Source organism: Sphingomonas sp. P3_C5, assembly GCF_056402635.1.
The window spans coordinates 245,909-261,672 of the sequence record NZ_JBFUHA010000008.1; the positions used below are offsets into that span (position 1 = coordinate 245,909).

16 protein-coding genes and 1 tRNA gene are annotated in these 15,764 nt (G+C 64.4%); 3 read left to right on the plus strand and 14 right to left on the minus strand.

The genetic code is table 11. The features are described from left to right. Positions 1-5: 5 nt before the first annotated feature. The 9 genes from AC1DVS_RS19850 to AC1DVS_RS19890 all read right to left on the minus strand — a co-directional run bounded on the left by AC1DVS_RS19850 (position 6) and on the right by AC1DVS_RS19890 (position 10,233). Positions 6-1,220 (minus strand): ExeA family protein, encoded by a 1,215-nt coding sequence (locus tag AC1DVS_RS19850; protein WP_478025647.1) that lies wholly within the window; start codon positions 1,218-1,220, stop codon positions 6-8. Positions 1,221-1,257: 37 nt separating this feature from the next. Then, positions 1,258-2,865 carry a hypothetical protein gene (locus tag AC1DVS_RS19855; protein WP_478025649.1) on the minus strand — a complete coding sequence of 536 codons (1,608 nt, stop codon included), beginning with the start codon at positions 2,863-2,865 and terminating at the stop codon, positions 1,258-1,260. Then, positions 2,862-3,881, minus strand: coding sequence for an AAA family ATPase (locus AC1DVS_RS19860; protein ID WP_478025651.1), 1,020 nt, complete (start codon positions 3,879-3,881; stop codon positions 2,862-2,864). The genes AC1DVS_RS19855 and AC1DVS_RS19860 overlap by 4 nt, the downstream gene beginning before the upstream one ends. After that, the gene (locus AC1DVS_RS19865; RefSeq protein ID WP_478025653.1) at positions 3,878-5,386 is read right to left on the minus strand and encodes an XrtA system polysaccharide chain length determinant; all 1,509 of its coding nucleotides are present in this window, start codon (positions 5,384-5,386) and stop codon (positions 3,878-3,880) included. The genes AC1DVS_RS19860 and AC1DVS_RS19865 overlap by 4 nt, the downstream gene beginning before the upstream one ends. A gap of 13 nt (positions 5,387-5,399) precedes the next feature. Then, positions 5,400-6,011 carry an XrtA/PEP-CTERM system exopolysaccharide export protein gene (locus tag AC1DVS_RS19870; protein ID WP_478025655.1) on the minus strand — a complete coding sequence of 204 codons (612 nt, stop codon included), beginning with the start codon at positions 6,009-6,011 and terminating at the stop codon, positions 5,400-5,402. A gap of 100 nt (positions 6,012-6,111) precedes the next feature. Continuing rightward, the gene (locus tag AC1DVS_RS19875) at positions 6,112-7,377 is read right to left on the minus strand and encodes a pyridoxal-dependent decarboxylase, exosortase A system-associated (protein ID WP_478025657.1); all 1,266 of its coding nucleotides are present in this window, start codon (positions 7,375-7,377) and stop codon (positions 6,112-6,114) included. 72 nt (positions 7,378-7,449) lie between these two features. Continuing rightward, positions 7,450-8,370, minus strand: a complete 921-nt coding sequence (locus AC1DVS_RS19880) for an alpha/beta hydrolase family protein (RefSeq protein ID WP_478025659.1) — start codon at positions 8,368-8,370, stop codon at positions 7,450-7,452. After that, entirely contained in the window at positions 8,367-9,893 is a 1,527-nt protein-coding gene (locus AC1DVS_RS19885; protein WP_478025661.1) for an acyl-CoA ligase (AMP-forming), exosortase A system-associated, read from the minus strand. The genes AC1DVS_RS19880 and AC1DVS_RS19885 overlap by 4 nt, the downstream gene beginning before the upstream one ends. Positions 9,894-9,969: 76 nt before the next feature. Further along, positions 9,970-10,233 carry a DUF7660 family protein gene (locus AC1DVS_RS19890; protein ID WP_478025663.1) on the minus strand — a complete coding sequence of 88 codons (264 nt, stop codon included), beginning with the start codon at positions 10,231-10,233 and terminating at the stop codon, positions 9,970-9,972. Between the two features lie 151 nt (positions 10,234-10,384). On the opposite strand from AC1DVS_RS19890, the gene AC1DVS_RS19895 reads away from it, so the two are divergent. The 3 genes from AC1DVS_RS19895 to AC1DVS_RS19905 are packed head-to-tail and all read left to right on the plus strand — an operon-like array spanning position 10,385 to position 12,139. Further along, positions 10,385-10,657, plus strand: a complete 273-nt coding sequence (locus AC1DVS_RS19895; protein WP_478025665.1) for an acyl carrier protein — start codon at positions 10,385-10,387, stop codon at positions 10,655-10,657. Positions 10,658-10,667: 10 nt separating this feature from the next. Further along, complete coding sequence (locus AC1DVS_RS19900) at positions 10,668-11,375, plus strand: alpha/beta hydrolase family protein (protein WP_478025667.1); 708 nt, start codon at positions 10,668-10,670, stop codon at positions 11,373-11,375. Positions 11,376-11,404: 29 nt separating this feature from the next. After that, positions 11,405-12,139, plus strand: a complete 735-nt coding sequence (locus AC1DVS_RS19905; RefSeq protein ID WP_478025728.1) for a hydrolase 1, exosortase A system-associated — start codon at positions 11,405-11,407, stop codon at positions 12,137-12,139. Positions 12,140-12,143: 4 nt separating this feature from the next. Here the strand turns inward: AC1DVS_RS19905 and trxB are convergent, their stop codons facing one another. The 5 genes from trxB to AC1DVS_RS19930 all read right to left on the minus strand — a co-directional run bounded on the left by trxB (position 12,144) and on the right by AC1DVS_RS19930 (position 15,748). Beyond that, on the minus strand, positions 12,144-13,109 hold the full coding sequence (trxB, locus tag AC1DVS_RS19910) for a thioredoxin-disulfide reductase (protein ID WP_478025669.1): 966 nt from the start codon (positions 13,107-13,109) through the stop codon (positions 12,144-12,146). Positions 13,110-13,215: 106 nt separating this feature from the next. Further along, positions 13,216-14,058, minus strand: a complete 843-nt coding sequence (fghA, locus tag AC1DVS_RS19915) for an S-formylglutathione hydrolase (protein ID WP_478025671.1) — start codon at positions 14,056-14,058, stop codon at positions 13,216-13,218. Positions 14,059-14,062: 4 nt separating this feature from the next. Next, the gene (locus AC1DVS_RS19920; RefSeq protein WP_478025672.1) at positions 14,063-14,446 is read right to left on the minus strand and encodes a VOC family protein; all 384 of its coding nucleotides are present in this window, start codon (positions 14,444-14,446) and stop codon (positions 14,063-14,065) included. 24 nt (positions 14,447-14,470) lie between these two features. Beyond that, positions 14,471-15,577 carry an S-(hydroxymethyl)glutathione dehydrogenase/class III alcohol dehydrogenase gene (locus AC1DVS_RS19925; RefSeq protein WP_478025674.1) on the minus strand — a complete coding sequence of 369 codons (1,107 nt, stop codon included), beginning with the start codon at positions 15,575-15,577 and terminating at the stop codon, positions 14,471-14,473. Positions 15,578-15,671: 94 nt separating this feature from the next. Then, positions 15,672-15,748 (minus strand) — tRNA-Met (locus tag AC1DVS_RS19930). Positions 15,749-15,764 lie beyond the last annotated feature (16 nt).

Sequence of the window (15,764 nt, forward strand, 5' to 3'; positions counted from 1 at the left end):
CAGCGTTAGCCGCCTGCCGCACGGATCGCGGCCAGATCGGGCTGCTGCTCGCCCTCGACCCAATCGACCAACAGGGTGAGCACACGCCGAAGCGCTGCATCCTGCTCCTCGATCCGCGTCTCGAGCGTCGCTATCCGGGCAAGGAGTGCCGCATCGCCGCCGCGCTCTCGGCCAGGGTCTCGGTCCCGCCGAGGCTCGCGCCCGAGTTCACGGCCAAGCTCGCGCCTGAGCTCGGGCCTGATCTCGACTCTGGTCTCGGGCCTGATCTCAGGCGGGAGCACTGGCTCCGCTATCGGTGCCGGCTCGTCGCGAACCGCACGGATCGGGCGTGGTTCATATCCCTGCGCACCGCCAGAAATCGGCAATGGTGGCGCGGTCTCGACAAACGGCTCGTGCTTCGGTGCCGGGGAATCACCGGCGATATCCTCGATCACCGCTGCTACGACGCGCGCATCGATCGTATCGAGCTGGTCGATCGCGCCGAACAGCAGCACGCGTCCGGCAAGCTGGTTGAGCCGCCGCGGAACGCCGTCCGAACCCTTGTAAAGCGCGGCAAAGGCATCGGGCGTGAAACGCGGCCGCCCCTCCCAGCCGACAACCGAGAGGCGGTGGAGCATATAGGGCTCGACCTCTTCAGGCCCCATCGGATCGAGATGGTGCATCGCGATCACGCGCTGGCGGAGCTGTTCGAGCCGGTCTGATCCGTGCAGCCGCTGGCGGAACTCGGGCTGGCCGAGCAGGAATATCTGGAGCAGCGCATGGCCGCCCGCCTGGAAGTTCGAGAGCATGCGCAGTTCTTCTAGCGCTGAGACCGGCAGTGCCTGCGCCTCGTCGACGATCAGCAGGGTCCGCCGGCCCGCGCGCGCCATCGCATGGAGCGCGCGCTCGATCGCGACCAGCAGCTGCGCCTTGGTCATGCCGCCGGATTCTACGTCGAGGCCGCCCGCGACCATCCGCAGCAGATCTTCAGCTTCGATCTGGGTCGAGACGATCTTGACGATATGGAGCCGCTCGCGATCGACCGTCGCCATCAGGTGGCCCACCAGGGTCGTCTTGCCCGCACCGACGTCACCAGTGATGACGATGAAGCCCTCGCCCTGAGCCAGGCCATAGCCGAGATAGGCCATCGCCTTGCGATGCGTGGCGGTATCGAACCAGAAACGCGGATCAGGCGTCAGCTGGAACGGCCGTCCGCTCAATCCGTAATGGTCGTCGTACATCGTCACCGTCCTCGTGCCGGCGTGGGCCGGCCACGTTTCAGAATTGATAGCGCATTCCGAGCTCAGCCGAGCCTGAAACCTGATCGTCCGAACCCTTTTGGCTGAACTGATAGATCCCGAGCGACGCGGTCGTCCCGATCCGTCCGAAATTATGGTAGTAGAGACCAGTCGCGCCCGTGCCCAGCACTGCGGGGGCGCCTGAGATTCCGCTCTTGTAGTAGTTCATGAACAGATCACCCGAAACACCTGAATTCCGGTCGATCTTCGCCGAGACGAAGCCTGTGCTGTAATAGCTTTCGTCGGTCAGGCCATTGGTCACGAAACCGCTGCCGCCGGGCGAGTAGAACCTGCGATTGGCATAGCCGGCACCGACGCCGAAGGTGAGCGGACCCCGGTTGGCGGTGAGCACCGCATCGACTCCGCGTGCGCGGTAGGCCGAGGTGGAGATCGACTGGAACACACCGTTGAGGCATCCGCCTGCGGCGCTGCTCGACGCGCCATAGGTGCAGCCGGTGAATTGCTGGCCGAACGCATCGCGCTGGTTGATGAAGCTGGTCGGCAGGCTGGCGATGCCGTCACGCAGCTGACGCCCGAAGGTCTCGACGCTGTCATAGACGCCGACCTGAACGCCCACCGACTTCGATGCCGCATAGCTGAGCGAACCGGTATAGGTCGTGCCGCCATAACGCTTGCCGACCCGCGCCTGCAGCGTGGTGCGCGGCGATGGCCTCCAGACGACGCCGGCTTCGTAGATGAACCCGTCAGTCTCATAGGAGATCCGGCGCGGCGAGCCCGGCGCCGTCTGGAACCGACCCTTGCTGTCCACGACAGGGTTGCCGCCGACGTCCAGCAAGACATCCTTCTGGCTGACCGTGATCTTCTCGTAACCGCCGCCTGCGGTCAGCGCGAGCGTTCCCGTCACTGGCAAGACCACATCACCCCGGGCATATTTGCCCTCGTAACGCTGCGAGAGCTGGCTTGCGTCTTCGCGCTCATAAGCGCCGCTCACCGTGATCCCGACCGGTAGCACCGTGCCCGCCTTCACGCCCGCCGTACCCTGGACGACATGGCTGGTGGAATGATCGAACTTATCGAGCGGCGCGCTGCCCGGCCGCACGCCAGTCTCTCCCGGCGCCTCGACCTTGGTATAGCCGAACCGATAGCTGGCGCCGACGCTGACCGGGCCGACATGCGATGACAGGGTCGGGCCGGCATAGGCCGCATAGACCTGCGAGATATTGTCGACATTGCCGGCGAGGACGCCGGGCGCCGAGCCGCGAATATCCGAGCGCGCCCGAGTTGCGAGCGCGCCGCCTTCCATGGTGAAGCCGGGCACGACCTGCACGGCGGCACGCGCAAGCCCGCTATGGACGGTATCGTCGCCGACCTTCTTGTCCCAGGAGATGCGCCGCTCATAACGATAGCTGACCTGGAACTGGGTGCGCTTGGTCTGGATCGATGCATCCACGCCTGCCGCGACCGTCGAATAGGTCAGCACGTCGCCGGTCTGCAGATCGGAGGTCAGCACCTGGCCGATCTCGATATAGGGCGTAATCGATTTGCGACGCGCGTGATCGTCCGCAGAAGCAGGCGAAGCGAAAAACATAGCGGCAATGCCGGCGCCGATAATGAGCGCACGCGTCATGTCGCGTCCTCCTGACCGTAATAGCCACCGAAGCGGCGCCCCCCCGGCGCGAACGACACGGCGTTCAGCACCAACTGAATATGTTCGCACCCCTCGAGCAGCGCGACTGCCTCGCGCAGGTCCCCCTCGCTGGTGCGGTCCGCACGGACCACGAGCATCACCTGCCCGGCATGGTTGGCCAGAACCGAGGCCGGTGTCGCCGCGAGCGCGGGCGGCGAATCGAAGATCAGCAGGCGCTTCGGGTCGGCCGCCAGCAACGCGGCGATCACTTCGCCCGTGCGGCGGCTTGCGACCAGCTCAGTGTCGTTGTTCGATTTGGTGCCCGCCGGCAACAGGCTGAGCTGCGGGATATCGGTCGCGACCACACAGGCCTCGACATCCATATTGGGATCGGCCAGCGCGTCGAGCAGGCCGGGACCGTCCTTCAGCCCGAGCCGCTTCATCACGTCGGGCTTGGCGAAATCGGCATCGATCAACAGCACCTCGACATCGCGCTCAGCCGCCATCGCAATGGCGAGGTTGACTGCACAATAGGTCTTGCCGTCATTAGGTTTTGCCGAACAGACCAGCACGGTCCGCGAGCGATCGCCGTCGACCTTCTTCACGACGCGTGCGGTCTGGAGCAGCTGGCGCTTCACCTGGCGGAATTCCTCGACGAGGGCGCCGATCGGCGCGCCCGGCACGAGCAGGCCCTTTTCCGCGAGCATCTCGCGATCGATCGAGACCGCCGGCACGCTCGACTGAAGGATACGGATACGGGGGCGCGGCGCGTCCTCGCTCGCAGGCGCATGGATCGGCTTTGGCGCGGGCTCCTGGGGCGCAGGCTCTTCGCGTGCTGCCTCTTGCGCCACAGGCTCCTGCAACTCGGGCGGTTGCTGAAGGGGAATTGCCTGCACCTGCTGCGCGCGCCGCTCCTTTTGCACAAGCGGCTCGCGGGGCGGCACGCCGAGATCATAGAGCTGGGCGGCGCGTTCGAGCAGCGAGCCTTTCATCTTGCGGGGTGTCATGTCGGTCATGCCACAAGGCCCCGCTGGAGCATCTCGACACCGAGCAACGCGACATAGGCGAGTGCGAGCGCTCCCGCTCCGCCGCCAAAATAAGCGAGCTTGCGACGACGCGACGCGATCTGAGCTCGGGTCACCATTTCACCGATCGATCCGATCACCGGCATGCCGGTCGCGCGCTCGAGCCGGCTGGCGGTCGCGAAAGTGGTCTGGAGCTGACCCATTGCGAAGGCAGCGCCGATGCCGCCGCAGATGCCGGCCAGGAGCACGCCGGTCAGCAGCAGCGGACGGTTGGGAGCGGTCGGCACGCGCGGTGCGGTCGGCGGGTCGATCACGCTGAACTTGACTGAGTCGGTCTGCGTCTGGGCTTGGCCGCGCAGCTTGATCGCCTCGCGCTCAGCCAGCAGCTTGCCATATTGGTCCTTGAGCACCTGATAGTCGTTCTCGATCTGCGACTGCTCGGCGGCTACCGCCGGATCGCCTGCGAGCTTGGCGTTGAGCGTGTCGAGATCGCCCTGGAGCTGAGTCTTGCGCATCGTCAGCGAGGCGACGGTCGCCTGCTTGTCAGCCTGCATCGACTTCAGCGACAGATAGAGCGGGTTATTCGCGCCGCCGCCGGCGCTGACCGGCTCGCTCCGCGCCGCGGCCTGTGCCGCCGCCATCTGGCTCTTCAGCGCGATCACATCGGGATGATTGTCGGTAAAGCCGCGCGACCGCGCCTCGGCGAGCTGGCCTTGGATCGCCGAGAGGCGCGCGCGGGCGGGCCCGACGCCGCTGGTACCGCCGCCAGCCACCATGGCAGGCGTGCCGGCAAGCTGACCGTTGAGAGCCGCGAGGCTCGACTGCGCAGCGGCGAGATCGCTGTCAATCTGCGACATCTGGCTGCGGACTGCGCTCATCCGGTCGTTCAGCGAGCCGGTGCCGGGAAGCGAGCCGAGATAGCGATTCTGGAAATCGGTGCGCTTTGCCTCGGCCTCCTGAAGCTGCTTCTGGCGCGCCTGAAGCTGCGAATCGAGGAAGCCGAGCGACTGGGTCGTCTCAACACGATTACCTGCGAGATTCTGCTCGACGAAAATGTCGATCAGCTTCTGGACAACCTGGCGCGCTACCTTAGGGCTCGATCCGGTCACCACGATTTCGAACAGATTATCCTGCTGAGCGGTAATCTTGATCGCCTTTTGCAGGCCCGCGACGCGATCCGAAACGTCGGCCGGGCTCGAGACGCTGTTGGCGAGATCGGTGCCACGCACGACCTTTTCCAGATTCACCGCCGAGGTGAGGGTCTGGCGGATCGTGTCGATATCCTTTTGCTGCTCGGCGGGGCTGATGCCGACCGCGTTGGGCAGGATCGTCTGCATCTGGACGAAGACGCGGGCGCGCGATTCGTAGCTGTTCGGGATCTGCGAGACGAACAGCCAGCCGACGATCGCGATCGCCCAGGCGACCGCGAGCGCAAGCCAGCGCCGCGTCCAGATCGCGTGGATCGCGACCCTGATCTCATCGTAAAGGCCGTTCATCCCCCCGGCGCTCCTAGAACATGCTCTCGGGGATGATGATCACGTCGCCAGGCTCGAGCCGGACATTCGCGCTCGAATCGCCGTTCTTGAGCAGGCTGGAGAGCTTGATGTTGTATTCGCGCTGCTTGCCGGTGTTGCGATCGTAGCGGACCAGCTTGGCGCGGTTGCCGGCAGCATATTCGCTTAGGCCGCCGACCGCGATCATCGCATCGAGCAGGGTCATGTTGGCGCGGTATGGGATCGAGGCCGGCTTCGCCGTCGCACCGACGATGCGGACCTGCTGGCTGTAGGTGCCAGAGAAATTCTCGACGATCACCGAGACGATCGGGTCTTTGATATATTCGCCAAGCGCAATCTTCATGTCGTCGGCGAGCATCGCCGGCGTCTTGCCGACCGCGGGCATGTCGCTGATCAGCGGCGTCGTGATCCGGCCATCGGGGCGTACCTGCACCTTTGCCGACAGTTCGGGGTTGCGCCACACGAAGATGTTGAGCTGGTCGAGCGGGCCAATGATATATTCTTCGCCCGGCTGCTCGTGGCTGGCGACAAAGGCGGCGGGCGGCAGTTCGGAACGGCCACCGCTTACGCAGCCGTTAAGGATAAGTCCGCTGCTGGCCAACAGCATTAAACTATTGAATCGACCCGTAAAACGCATGCGACTTCCCTCCGACCGCAAAGGCATGCCGGTGACGTCACTCCGGCAAGGTTCGCGGCAATCGGGTCGGCTATGCAGTTGGGGGGGTTAAGATAGCGTTAGGACTATCGGCCGAACCGGCCAGGATTTCGGCGGGAAACGGGTGTCCGAGGAAGGCGCTCGGGCTCGCCGACAGGCCGTACGCCCCTGCCATGAAGACGGCGATAAGGTCACCAGGCTGGGCCACCGGCAGGGTCACCCGATCGGCCAGGCGATCCAGCGGTGTACACAGGCAACCGACGACCGTGACCGTTTCGGTTTCGGCGCCTGCGGCCACTGTCGCAACGGCGACGGGGTAGTTGCGCTTCACCACCGTGCCGAAATTGCCCGAGGCAGCGAGCTGGTGGTGCAGACCACCATCGACCACCAGGAACGTCTCGCCGCGACTTTGCTTACGGTCGATCACCCGGGTGAGATACACGCCGGCCTCGCCCACCAGCCAACGCCCGAGCTCGATCGCGAAGCGCGTGTCTTTCAGTGCACTAGGCAGTGACGTCATGGCGTCGCCAAGGGCTGCGCCCACCGAAGCCACATCGAGCGGCACTTCTCCCGGGAAATAGGGGATGCCAAAGCCGCCGCCGAGATTGACCAGGGGCGGCGCGGCGCCAACCTCGTCCGCCAGCCGCCCGGCCAACGCAAGCGTCTCCGCCTGGGTCTCGATGATCGCGTTTGCATCCAGGGCCTGTGAGCCCGCGAAGATGTGGAAGCCTCGCCAATCGGCACCAGCAGCGATGATGCGCTTTGCCAGCGCTGCTGCACGATCAGCGTCGATGCCGAAGGGCGAGGCCCTGCCGCCCATCCGCATACCTGATCCGCGCAGCTCGATCTCGGGATTGACCCGCACCGCGAGCCGGGGCGTGACGCCAAGCCGCTCCGCCGCCAGCAGCGCGCGGCTCGCCTCTCCCTCGGATTCGAGATTGAGCGTGACGCCCGCCGCGATCGCCGCCTCGATCTCATCGTCGCGCTTGCCGGGTCCGGCAAAGCTGATCGTCGCACCCGGCTTCGCCGCCAGTGCGAGCGCCATCTCGCCCTTGGAGGCGACATCGAGGCCGTCGACCAGAGGGGCGATTGCGGCAATCAGCGGAGCGAACGGGTTGGCCTTGATCGCATAGTGAAGGTCGAGTCCGGCCGGCATCGTCTCTCGGAACAGCGCCATGCGGCTCGCCACCATGCCGAAATCATAGACAAACAAGGGCGTATCGCCCGCCGCCTCTACCCATTCTTCCGCGTTTTTTCCTCCGATTACCAGTGGTACCTCACTACGAAACTCAGCTGGTATCGCGCCCGTTGGCTTCATGACGTCACTTCCTTATCCACCGCCGGCACGCTGTCTGGCGCAGGTCGCTGTCGGTCGATCCAATGACGTCGGCTAGCTGCGGTGTATGTTGTTGAAAAAGGCAATACTGGCGGAGATCTCAGCTGGCACCGCACCAAAATGATCTCCCGGAAATTCCTGAACCACAACATTCAGTCTTGCTGCCGTCGCTACGTCGGCCAGTTTACGCGTGCCAGGACGAAAAAAGGCCTCCTCGGACCCGTGGTACAGTCGCGTTGGCGCCTTGAAACTGGTCGCATACGACAGCGGCGAGCGCATGATGAATTCACGGGGGTCGTTCAGGTCGAACGGCGCCAGACGGGAATAGCCCCCGGCCTTTATCCACAGCATCTGATCTGCCGATCCGGATAGCGACGCCACTGCTCGAAAATGGGGCGATGCCATCGCGGCCAACATCGCGGTCGTCCCGCCGATGCTATGGCCTGCAAGGTAGACGCGGTCCGGGTCGACATTGGGCAGCTTGCGGACATGCTCGACCAGCGCAATCACATCGTCAACCTCGTCGTAAAACATGGAGAAGTTGCCAGCCTGGCCGTCCTCGCCTCTCAGTATCGGTGTGAAGATGATAAAGCCCGCGTCGCGATACGGCATTGCCATCTCGAAATCATCCGCGCCAAAAGCGAAGCCGCCGTGCAGGAAGATGACTACCGGGCTTCGGTCGGGGGCGCTTTCAGGTTTGGCGCTCCAAGCAACTAGCGAGAGATTGCCCGACTTGAACGTGACTTCGGCGGCACCCTTTGGCAGCCTCGGCATGATCTGGGCTTGGGGCGACGGGCCGTATCGCAGTAACCGGGTCTGGAAACCGGCGCGAGCCATCGCGTAATCGGCCGTTTGTACTGGTACGACCGGCGCGAAGCGTTCGGAGTTGCCAGGTATCGATTGCGCGCGGGAGCCCCCCGCCACCGCGACGGTGATCAGCCCACTGAGGAAAAGCCGTCTATTCACCGCGGTCATTGTGCGCCCCCTTCTTCCCGAACAGAATTGTTGATGACAGCACGGTCCAGCTTGCCGTTCGCGTTCTTAGGCAACGCATCCCACCACCTATAGCGCGCAGGCTGCATGAAGCTCGGCAATTCCCGCCGCAGCCGCTCGCGCAGTCGCGCCTCGGCGTCCGTCGTATCGCCATTCGCCCGCACGACTACGACAATCGCCTGGCCGAGCCGGGCGTCCGCCACGCCGATTGCCACCGCTTCCAACGCTTCGCCGCCGGCCAACACCGCTTCTTCGATCTCGGTCGGGCTGATCCGGTTGCCGGCGCTCTTGATCATCTCGTCGTCCCGCCCGACGAAACGGAACAGCCCGTCCTCGCCTTCCACGACAGTATCGCCTGACCATACGGCCATGCCGCCATGAGACGCCCAGGGAGGCGCAGGCCGAAAGCGTTGCGCGGTGCGTTCTTCGTCATGCCAATAGCCCTGCGCTACCAATGGCCCGGCATGTACCAGCTCACCTGGCTCGCCGGGCGCCGCCGGCGACCCATCCGCGCGTACCACCATCACCTCGGCAAAGGGGATAGCACTCCCGATCGATTCCGGATGCGCATCGACCAGTGACGGCGCGAGATAGGTGGAACGGAACGCCTCGGTCAGGCCGTACATCGGATACAGGTCGGCCGAGGGGAAGCGTGCGCGCAATGCCCGGATCATCGCCGGCGTCAGCGCACCGCCCGAATTGGTCAGCCGCCTGAGCCGCGCGGCCGTTTCGGCCGGCCAGTCCGCCTCGAGCAGTTGGACCCAGAGCGGCGGTACGCCTGCCAGCGTCGTCGCCTCGACACGATCGACTGCCTTCACCACGTCACGCGCGGTCAGATAATCGAGCGGCGCCACGCTCGCGCCCGCTGCCCAGGTCGAGAAAAGCTGGTTCTGGCCATAATCGAAGCTTAGCGGCAGCACGCCAAGGACGCGATCGGCTGGCACGAGCTCCAGATAATGCGCGACCGAGATCGCGCCGAGCCAGAGGTTCGCATGGGAAAGCATCACACCCTTGGGCCGCCCCGTGGAACCCGAGGTGTAGAGGATCGCCGCCAGCGCATCTGGATCAGCCGAGGATGGCGGCACGACGTCGCCTGTTGTGGCAATCTCGCCCTCAAGCACCAGCCGGCAGCCCTCAGGCACATCACCAGCCTCAAGTGAGGCGATCCGTGCCTCCTGGGTCACCAGCAGCGCCGCGCCGCTGTCAGCGAGGATATGCGCCACCTGCGCGCGCTTGAGCACTGGGTTGACCGGCACATGGACCAGCCCGGCTCGTGGCGCAGCCATCGGCAGTACGCAGGCGAGGCGGGTTTTGGGGAGCCAGCTTGCGACCCGCGACCCTCGTTCGAGCCCCTGCGCCGCGAGCCATGCCGCCACGACGCCAGTGAGGCGTTCGAGAGCGGCAAAATCGAGAACGCCCGCGCGGTCGATCAGAGCCACATCAGTCGCCGCGCCACGCAAGGGCAAAGCGTCAATCGGATGCGGCGCGGGATCGAGCGGAATCATGCCCCTTGATACGCATCGGGGAGGCGCTGTGAAGGGCAGCTTTCGGCAGGGCGCTGGTTTCAGCGCTCAGCGTCGATTATTCGTAAAAGGCCCCGGCGTGCAGCAGGTCGGCTGCGTAACGCCAGGGATTGGCCTGCGCCGGCGCGCGGGAACTGGCCGCCCACGCTTCCATCGCTTCGAGAAAGCTGCCGAGCTTGGCGCTTTCCCAGGCAAGTGCGCCCTCTGCGAAATCGGACCGCATCGCTGCCAGAAACGCAAGGAAGCTGATCTGGTCCTTCACCTCATCCACGTCCATCACTCCCCCTGCCTTCCCGTTCGACCCATGTCTCGTGGCGCGCATGTTCACGCCAATCGACGACGAAATCGTTACAATGGGGAGGGTTTCTCATTTTTCGCGGGAATACGCCGGCTGCGGGTGCATTGCCCGCCCTTGGCATCCCCCCGCCCATTCTCTAACGGGCGAACCATAATGGCATCTACTGGGGTCCGCGGTGCTTCCTGACGATATCAATGAAATCGACGCCACTGTCCGTGCCGTCCTGCGCGATGTGCTCGGCCTCACCCAGGCACGGGTCGACGGCTTTCGCAGCGAAACCCCGTTGTTCGGCGGGCTGGCCGAGCTCGATTCGATGGCGGTTGCCGGCATGCTGACGGAGCTCGAAGAACGCCTGGGCATCCTGATCGAGGATGACGAGGTCGATGGCGAGATGCTGGAGACCTTCGGCGCGCTGGTCCGCTTCGCCGCCGCGAAGGCCAATCGATGAGAGCCTGCGGGTGATCGACCATTATGACTGGGCCGGCGGGCGCGAAGCGATGCTTCGCTTCGGACCCGATACCGGACCGGTCGTAATCGCGGCGATGCCGCTGTTCGAGGAAGCCAATCGCACCCGCGCCTTCATCGTCACGATTCTGCGGGCGCTTGCTGCACAGGGCATCGCCAGCGCCCTGCCCGATCTTCCGGGCACCGGAGAGAGTCTCATTGAGACTGAGCATGCTAGTCTAAATACATGGAATACAGCCTTTTCAGCCGCAGCAGAGTGTTTTGAGCCAGAAAGCCGACCAGTTCATGCCATCGCGGTTCGCGGCGGAGCTCTGGTCGACGCCACCGCCCCGGTCGCCTCGCGCTGGCATTTTGCCCCGACTGCGGGCGAAGGCCTTATCCGCGACATGCTGCGCGCGCGCCTGGCCGCCGCGAAGGAAAGTGGTGAGGCTACCGATAGCAACATGATCGAACCGCCAGGCCCGCCGCTGGAGCTCGCCGGCAACCGGCTGAGCCGAACCCTCTTGGCGGAACTCGAAGCCAGCGTTCCCTCGGATGGCTCACCGCTTCGCATCGTCCGCTTGGACACCGACACCCAGCCCGCCGATCGCCATGTGTCGGGAGCGCCGCTGTGGCGGCGTAGCGAGCCCGGCAATGATGCCGACCTCGCGCGCCTGCTCGCTGACGATATCGCCGCCTGGATTTCCACCTGCGCCGGCTGATCGCCTTTCCCTGCGCCGGCGACACGCTGATCGGGACGCTCGACGAAGGCGACGCCACCACCGGCCTGCTGATCGTCTCGGGTGGCAACGAGGTGCGAATGGGCGCGCACCGCGGCATGGCGTTACTGGCGGCGCGCCTAGCTGCGACCGGAACGCCAGTGTTTCGCTATGATCGGCGCGGCATCGGCGATTCGACGGGCGAGAATCACGGCTTTCTGGAATCCGCGCCCGACATTGCGACAGCGGCGGCGACCTTTGCAGCCGAAACCGGGATCAGGCGTCTGGTCGCGTTCGGCAATTGCGACGCCGCGACCGCGCTTGCGCTGTTCCACCATGTCGCCGGGATTGACGGGCTGATCCTCGCTAACCCCTGGGTGGTGAGCAGCGGCGACGACCTGCCGCCTGCAGCCGCGATCCGCGCACGCTATGCCCAGCGCCTGCGCGATCCCCGTGCCCTGGTGCAGCTGGTGCGTGGAGGTATCAATCTTCGTAAACTTACCAGTGGCCTGACTAAGATTATTACGATGAAATCTCAGGAAGATTCAGCACTGACTGGTCGTTTCGTTGCAGCTTTGAACGACAGCACCAACCCCGTCACTATCGTCCTAGCCAGCCGCGACGCCACCGCACTTGCCTTCATGGGCGCGATCAAGGCGTTGAAGCTCAACGCCACGATCCAAACGATCGACACAGCCTCGCACAGCTTCGCGCGGGAATCCGATCAGGCAGCGCTTGAATCGATTATCCGCACCGCCCTCGCCTGAGACTCTATTCGGCGGCCTCGGCCACCTCGAAATCAGCCTCGGCGAGGAAGCGCTCTGCGTCGAGCGCGGCCATGCAACCGGTGCCTGCCGCCGTCACTGCCTGGCGGTAGACCTTGTCCATCACGTCGCCACAGGCGAACACGCCGGGCACGCTGGTCCGCGTCGTTCCGGTCTCGACCTTGATGTAATGGTCCGAATCAAGTTCGAGATGCCCGCGGAACAGCTCGGTCGCCGGATGATGCCCGATCGCGACAAAGCCACCCTCGACATCGAGCCGCGACTTTTCGCCCGTCACGGTATCGACCAGGTCGAGCGCAACGAGACCGGCAGTGCCGCCGCCATCGACGAAGGTCTCGACCTCCTTGTTCCACAGGACCTTGATGTTCTTGTGCGCGAACAGCCGGTCCTGGAGGATCTTCTCCGCCCGGAACGAATCGCGACGGTGGATCAACGTGACGTCCTGGCTGTGGTTGGTCAGGTACAGCGCCTCCTCGACCGCGGTGTTGCCGCCGCCGATCACCGCGATCTTCTTGCCGCGGAAGAAGAAGCCGTCACAGGTGGCGCAGGCGCTGACGCCCTTGCCCTTGAGGTTCTCCTCGCTGTCGAGCCCAAGCCACTTCGCCTGAGCTCCGGTCGCGATGACGAGCACATCGCCCTCATAGACATCGCCACCATCGCCGATCAGGCGGAACGGGCGGCGGGTCAGATCGACCTCGACGATCGTGTCCCACATCATCCGCGTGCCGACATGCTCGGCCTGGGCCTGCATCTGCTCCATCAGCCACGGGCCCTGGATGACATCCTTGAAGCCGGGATAATTCTCGACATCAGTGGTTGTCATCAGCTGGCCGCCGGGCTGGATGCCCTGGACGACGATCGGCGCCATCCCTGCCCTCGCACCGTAGATAGCAGCGGACAGGCCGGCCGGGCCTGAGCCGAGAATAAGCATGCGGGTTTTGTGGGTGGTCATGGATTCGTCCGTCGTGAAGCAGCGCATCTAGAGGCGATGGCGTGTGGCTGGCAACATGGCGCCTGGGAACCACTATTTGAATTAGCCTGGCAGTGCAGTTTTGCTTTCAGCCCTTCAACCGCGCTGCGTGCCAGGCGACGTGATCGGCCATGAAGGTCGAGATGAAAAAATAGCTGTGATCATAGCCCGGCTGCAGGCGGAGCGTCAGGTCGATGCCCGTCCCGGCACAGACTTCCTGTAGAAGTTCGGGCTTGAGCTGCTCCTCGATGAAATTATCCGCCAGACCCTGATCGACGAGAATCGCCGGAATGCGTGCACCATCCGCGATCAATGCGCAGGCGTCATATGCGCGCCACGCCGATCGATCGGCCCCGAGATAACCGGTCAGCGCCTTCTCGCCCCAGGGGCAGTTCAGCGGCGACACGATCGGCGCGAAGGCCGAGACGCTGCGATATCGCCCCGCATTGCGCAGCGCGATCGTCAGCGCGCCGTGCCCGCCCATCGAATGGCCGGTGATCCCCTGCTGTGACAGGTCAGCCATCGGGAACTGGGCTGCGATCAGCGCGGGAAGCTCATCCTCGATATAGGACTTCATCCGGAAATTGGCGGACCAGGGCTTTTCGGTAGCATCGACATAGAAGCCCGCACCCTTGCCGAAATCATAGCCGTCGTCATCGGGCACGGTGTCGCCGCGCGGGCTGGTGTCGGGAGCAATGAAGATCACGCCGTGTTCGGCACAGGCGGCGCGATACTCGCCCTTCTCGGTGACATTGGCATGGGTGCAGGTCAGGCCCGAGAGATACCAGAGCACTGGCAGCGTCGCGCCCTCCGCATGGTCAGGCACGAATACCGAGAAAATCATGTCCGTCCCGGTCTCGACCGAGGCATGGCGGTAGACGCCCTGGGTGCCGCCATGCGCCTTGTTGGTCGAGACCGTCGCGAAGCTCATGTCGTCAGGCGGGCATACGGTGCAGGGCGCACAGCTTGTTGCCGTCGGGATCGCGCAGATAGGCGAGGTAGAGCGCACCCATTGCGCCGGTGCGGACGCCCGGCGCGTCCTCGATCGGCGTGCCGCCATTCTCGGCGCCCGCCTTGTGCCAGGCGTCGGCCTGTTCTGGGCTGTTCATTGCGAAGCCAATCGTGCCGCCATTGGCGTGGCAAGCTGGCTCGCCGTTGATCGGCGGGGTAACGAGGAAGATGCCGCCATTATGCATATAGATAAGCCGGCCCTTCTCATCCGTGATGCCCGGCTTGCCGCCGACCGCGCCGAACAGCGCGTCGTAAAAGCTCTTCGAACGGGCAATGTCGTTGCTGCCCACCATCATGTGACTGTACATATCTCTCTCCCTTTGTGGTGTGGTTCAGAAGACGACGACCGAGCGGATGCTCTCGCCGGCGTGCATCAGGTCAAAGCCCTTGTTGATCTCTTCGAGGCTCAGAACATGGGTGATCATCGGGTCGATTTCGATCTTGCCGTTCATATACCAGTCGACGATCTTGGGCACGTCGGTCCGGCCACGTGCGCCGCCAAAAGCGGTGCCCCGCCAGTTACGGCCGGTGACGAGCTGGAATGGCCGGGTCGCGATCTCCTTGCCCGCTTCGGCCACGCCGATGATGATCGAGGTGCCCCAGCCGCGGTGGCAGGCTTCCAGGGCCTGGCGCATGACGGTCGTGTTGCCGGTGCAGTCGAAGGTGTAATCCGCCCCGCCATCAGTCAGCGCGACGAGATGGGCGACGATGTCCTCAACGTCTTTCGGGTTGACGAAGTGTGTCATGCCGAAGCGCTTGCCCCATTCCTCTCGGGCCGGGTTGATATCGACGCCGATGATCATGCCGGCGCCCGCCATCCGCGCGCCCTGCAGCACGTTGAGGCCGATGCCGCCAAGCCCGAAGACGATGACATTGTCGCCGGGCCGGACCTTGGCTGTGTTGACGACCGCGCCGACGCCGGTGGTGACACCGCAGCCGATATAACAGCTGGTCTGGAACGGCGCGTCCTCGCGGATCTTCGCGACCGCGATCTCGGGCAGGACGGTGAAGTTCGAAAAGGTCGAGCAGCCCATATAATGGTAGATCGGCTGACCCTTGTAGCTGAACCGGGTGGTGCCGTCAGGCATCAGTCCCTTGCCCTGGGTCGCGCGGATCGCGGTGCAGAGATTGGTCTTGCCGCTGAGGCACGACTTACACTGGCGGCATTCGGGCGTGTAGAGCGGGATGACATGGTCACCGGGCTTCACCGAGGTGACCCCTGCCCCCACTTCGCGGACGATCCCAGCGCCTTCATGGCCGAGCACGCTCGGGAACAGCCCTTCCGAATCGAGCCCGTCGAGCGTGTAGGCGTCCGTATGGCAAATGCCTGTCGCCATGATCTCGACCAGCACTTCGCCGGCCTTTGGCCCTTCGAGATCGAGCTCGACGATCTCGAGCGGCTTCTTCGCCTCGAATGCAACGGCAGCGCGGGTCTTCATGAGCCTCTCCTCTGGAGAGGCTCCGCTAGCCGAATAACAGGAGGTGGAAAAGGACAGAAAAGCCGGCAAACTCGATATGGCGGCGCCACCAGAATGGTAGCGGAGGAGGGACTTGAACCCCCGACCCCAGGATTATGATTCCCGTGCTCTAACCAGCTGAGCTACTCCGCCCCGGCCATTCGAGAGC

What these genes read in the sequence shown, in the direction of transcription:
- AC1DVS_RS19850 (WP_478025647.1), bottom strand. Translation starts at nt 1,220, where the DNA reads ATGTACGACGACCATTACGGATTGAGCGGACGGCCGTTCCAGCTGACG.
- AC1DVS_RS19855 (WP_478025649.1), bottom strand. Translation starts at nt 2,865, where the DNA reads ATGACGCGTGCGCTCATTATCGGCGCCGGCATTGCCGCTATGTTTTTC.
- AC1DVS_RS19860 (WP_478025651.1), bottom strand. Translation starts at nt 3,881, where the DNA reads ATGACCGACATGACACCCCGCAAGATGAAAGGCTCGCTGCTCGAACGC.
- AC1DVS_RS19865 (WP_478025653.1), bottom strand. Translation starts at nt 5,386, where the DNA reads ATGAACGGCCTTTACGATGAGATCAGGGTCGCGATCCACGCGATCTGG.
- AC1DVS_RS19870 (WP_478025655.1), bottom strand. Translation starts at nt 6,011, where the DNA reads ATGCTGTTGGCCAGCAGCGGACTTATCCTTAACGGCTGCGTAAGCGGT.
- AC1DVS_RS19875 (WP_478025657.1), bottom strand. Translation starts at nt 7,377, where the DNA reads ATGAAGCCAACGGGCGCGATACCAGCTGAGTTTCGTAGTGAGGTACCA.
- AC1DVS_RS19880 (WP_478025659.1), bottom strand. Translation starts at nt 8,370, where the DNA reads ATGACCGCGGTGAATAGACGGCTTTTCCTCAGTGGGCTGATCACCGTC.
- AC1DVS_RS19885 (WP_478025661.1), bottom strand. Translation starts at nt 9,893, where the DNA reads ATGATTCCGCTCGATCCCGCGCCGCATCCGATTGACGCTTTGCCCTTG.
- AC1DVS_RS19890 (WP_478025663.1), bottom strand. Translation starts at nt 10,233, where the DNA reads ATGCGCGCCACGAGACATGGGTCGAACGGGAAGGCAGGGGGAGTGATG.
- trxB (WP_478025669.1), bottom strand. Translation starts at nt 13,109, where the DNA reads ATGACCACCCACAAAACCCGCATGCTTATTCTCGGCTCAGGCCCGGCC.
- fghA (WP_478025671.1), bottom strand. Translation starts at nt 14,058, where the DNA reads ATGAGCTTCGCGACGGTCTCGACCAACAAGGCGCATGGCGGCACCCAG.
- AC1DVS_RS19920 (WP_478025672.1), bottom strand. Translation starts at nt 14,446, where the DNA reads ATGTACAGTCACATGATGGTGGGCAGCAACGACATTGCCCGTTCGAAG.
- AC1DVS_RS19925 (WP_478025674.1), bottom strand. Translation starts at nt 15,577, where the DNA reads ATGAAGACCCGCGCTGCCGTTGCATTCGAGGCGAAGAAGCCGCTCGAG.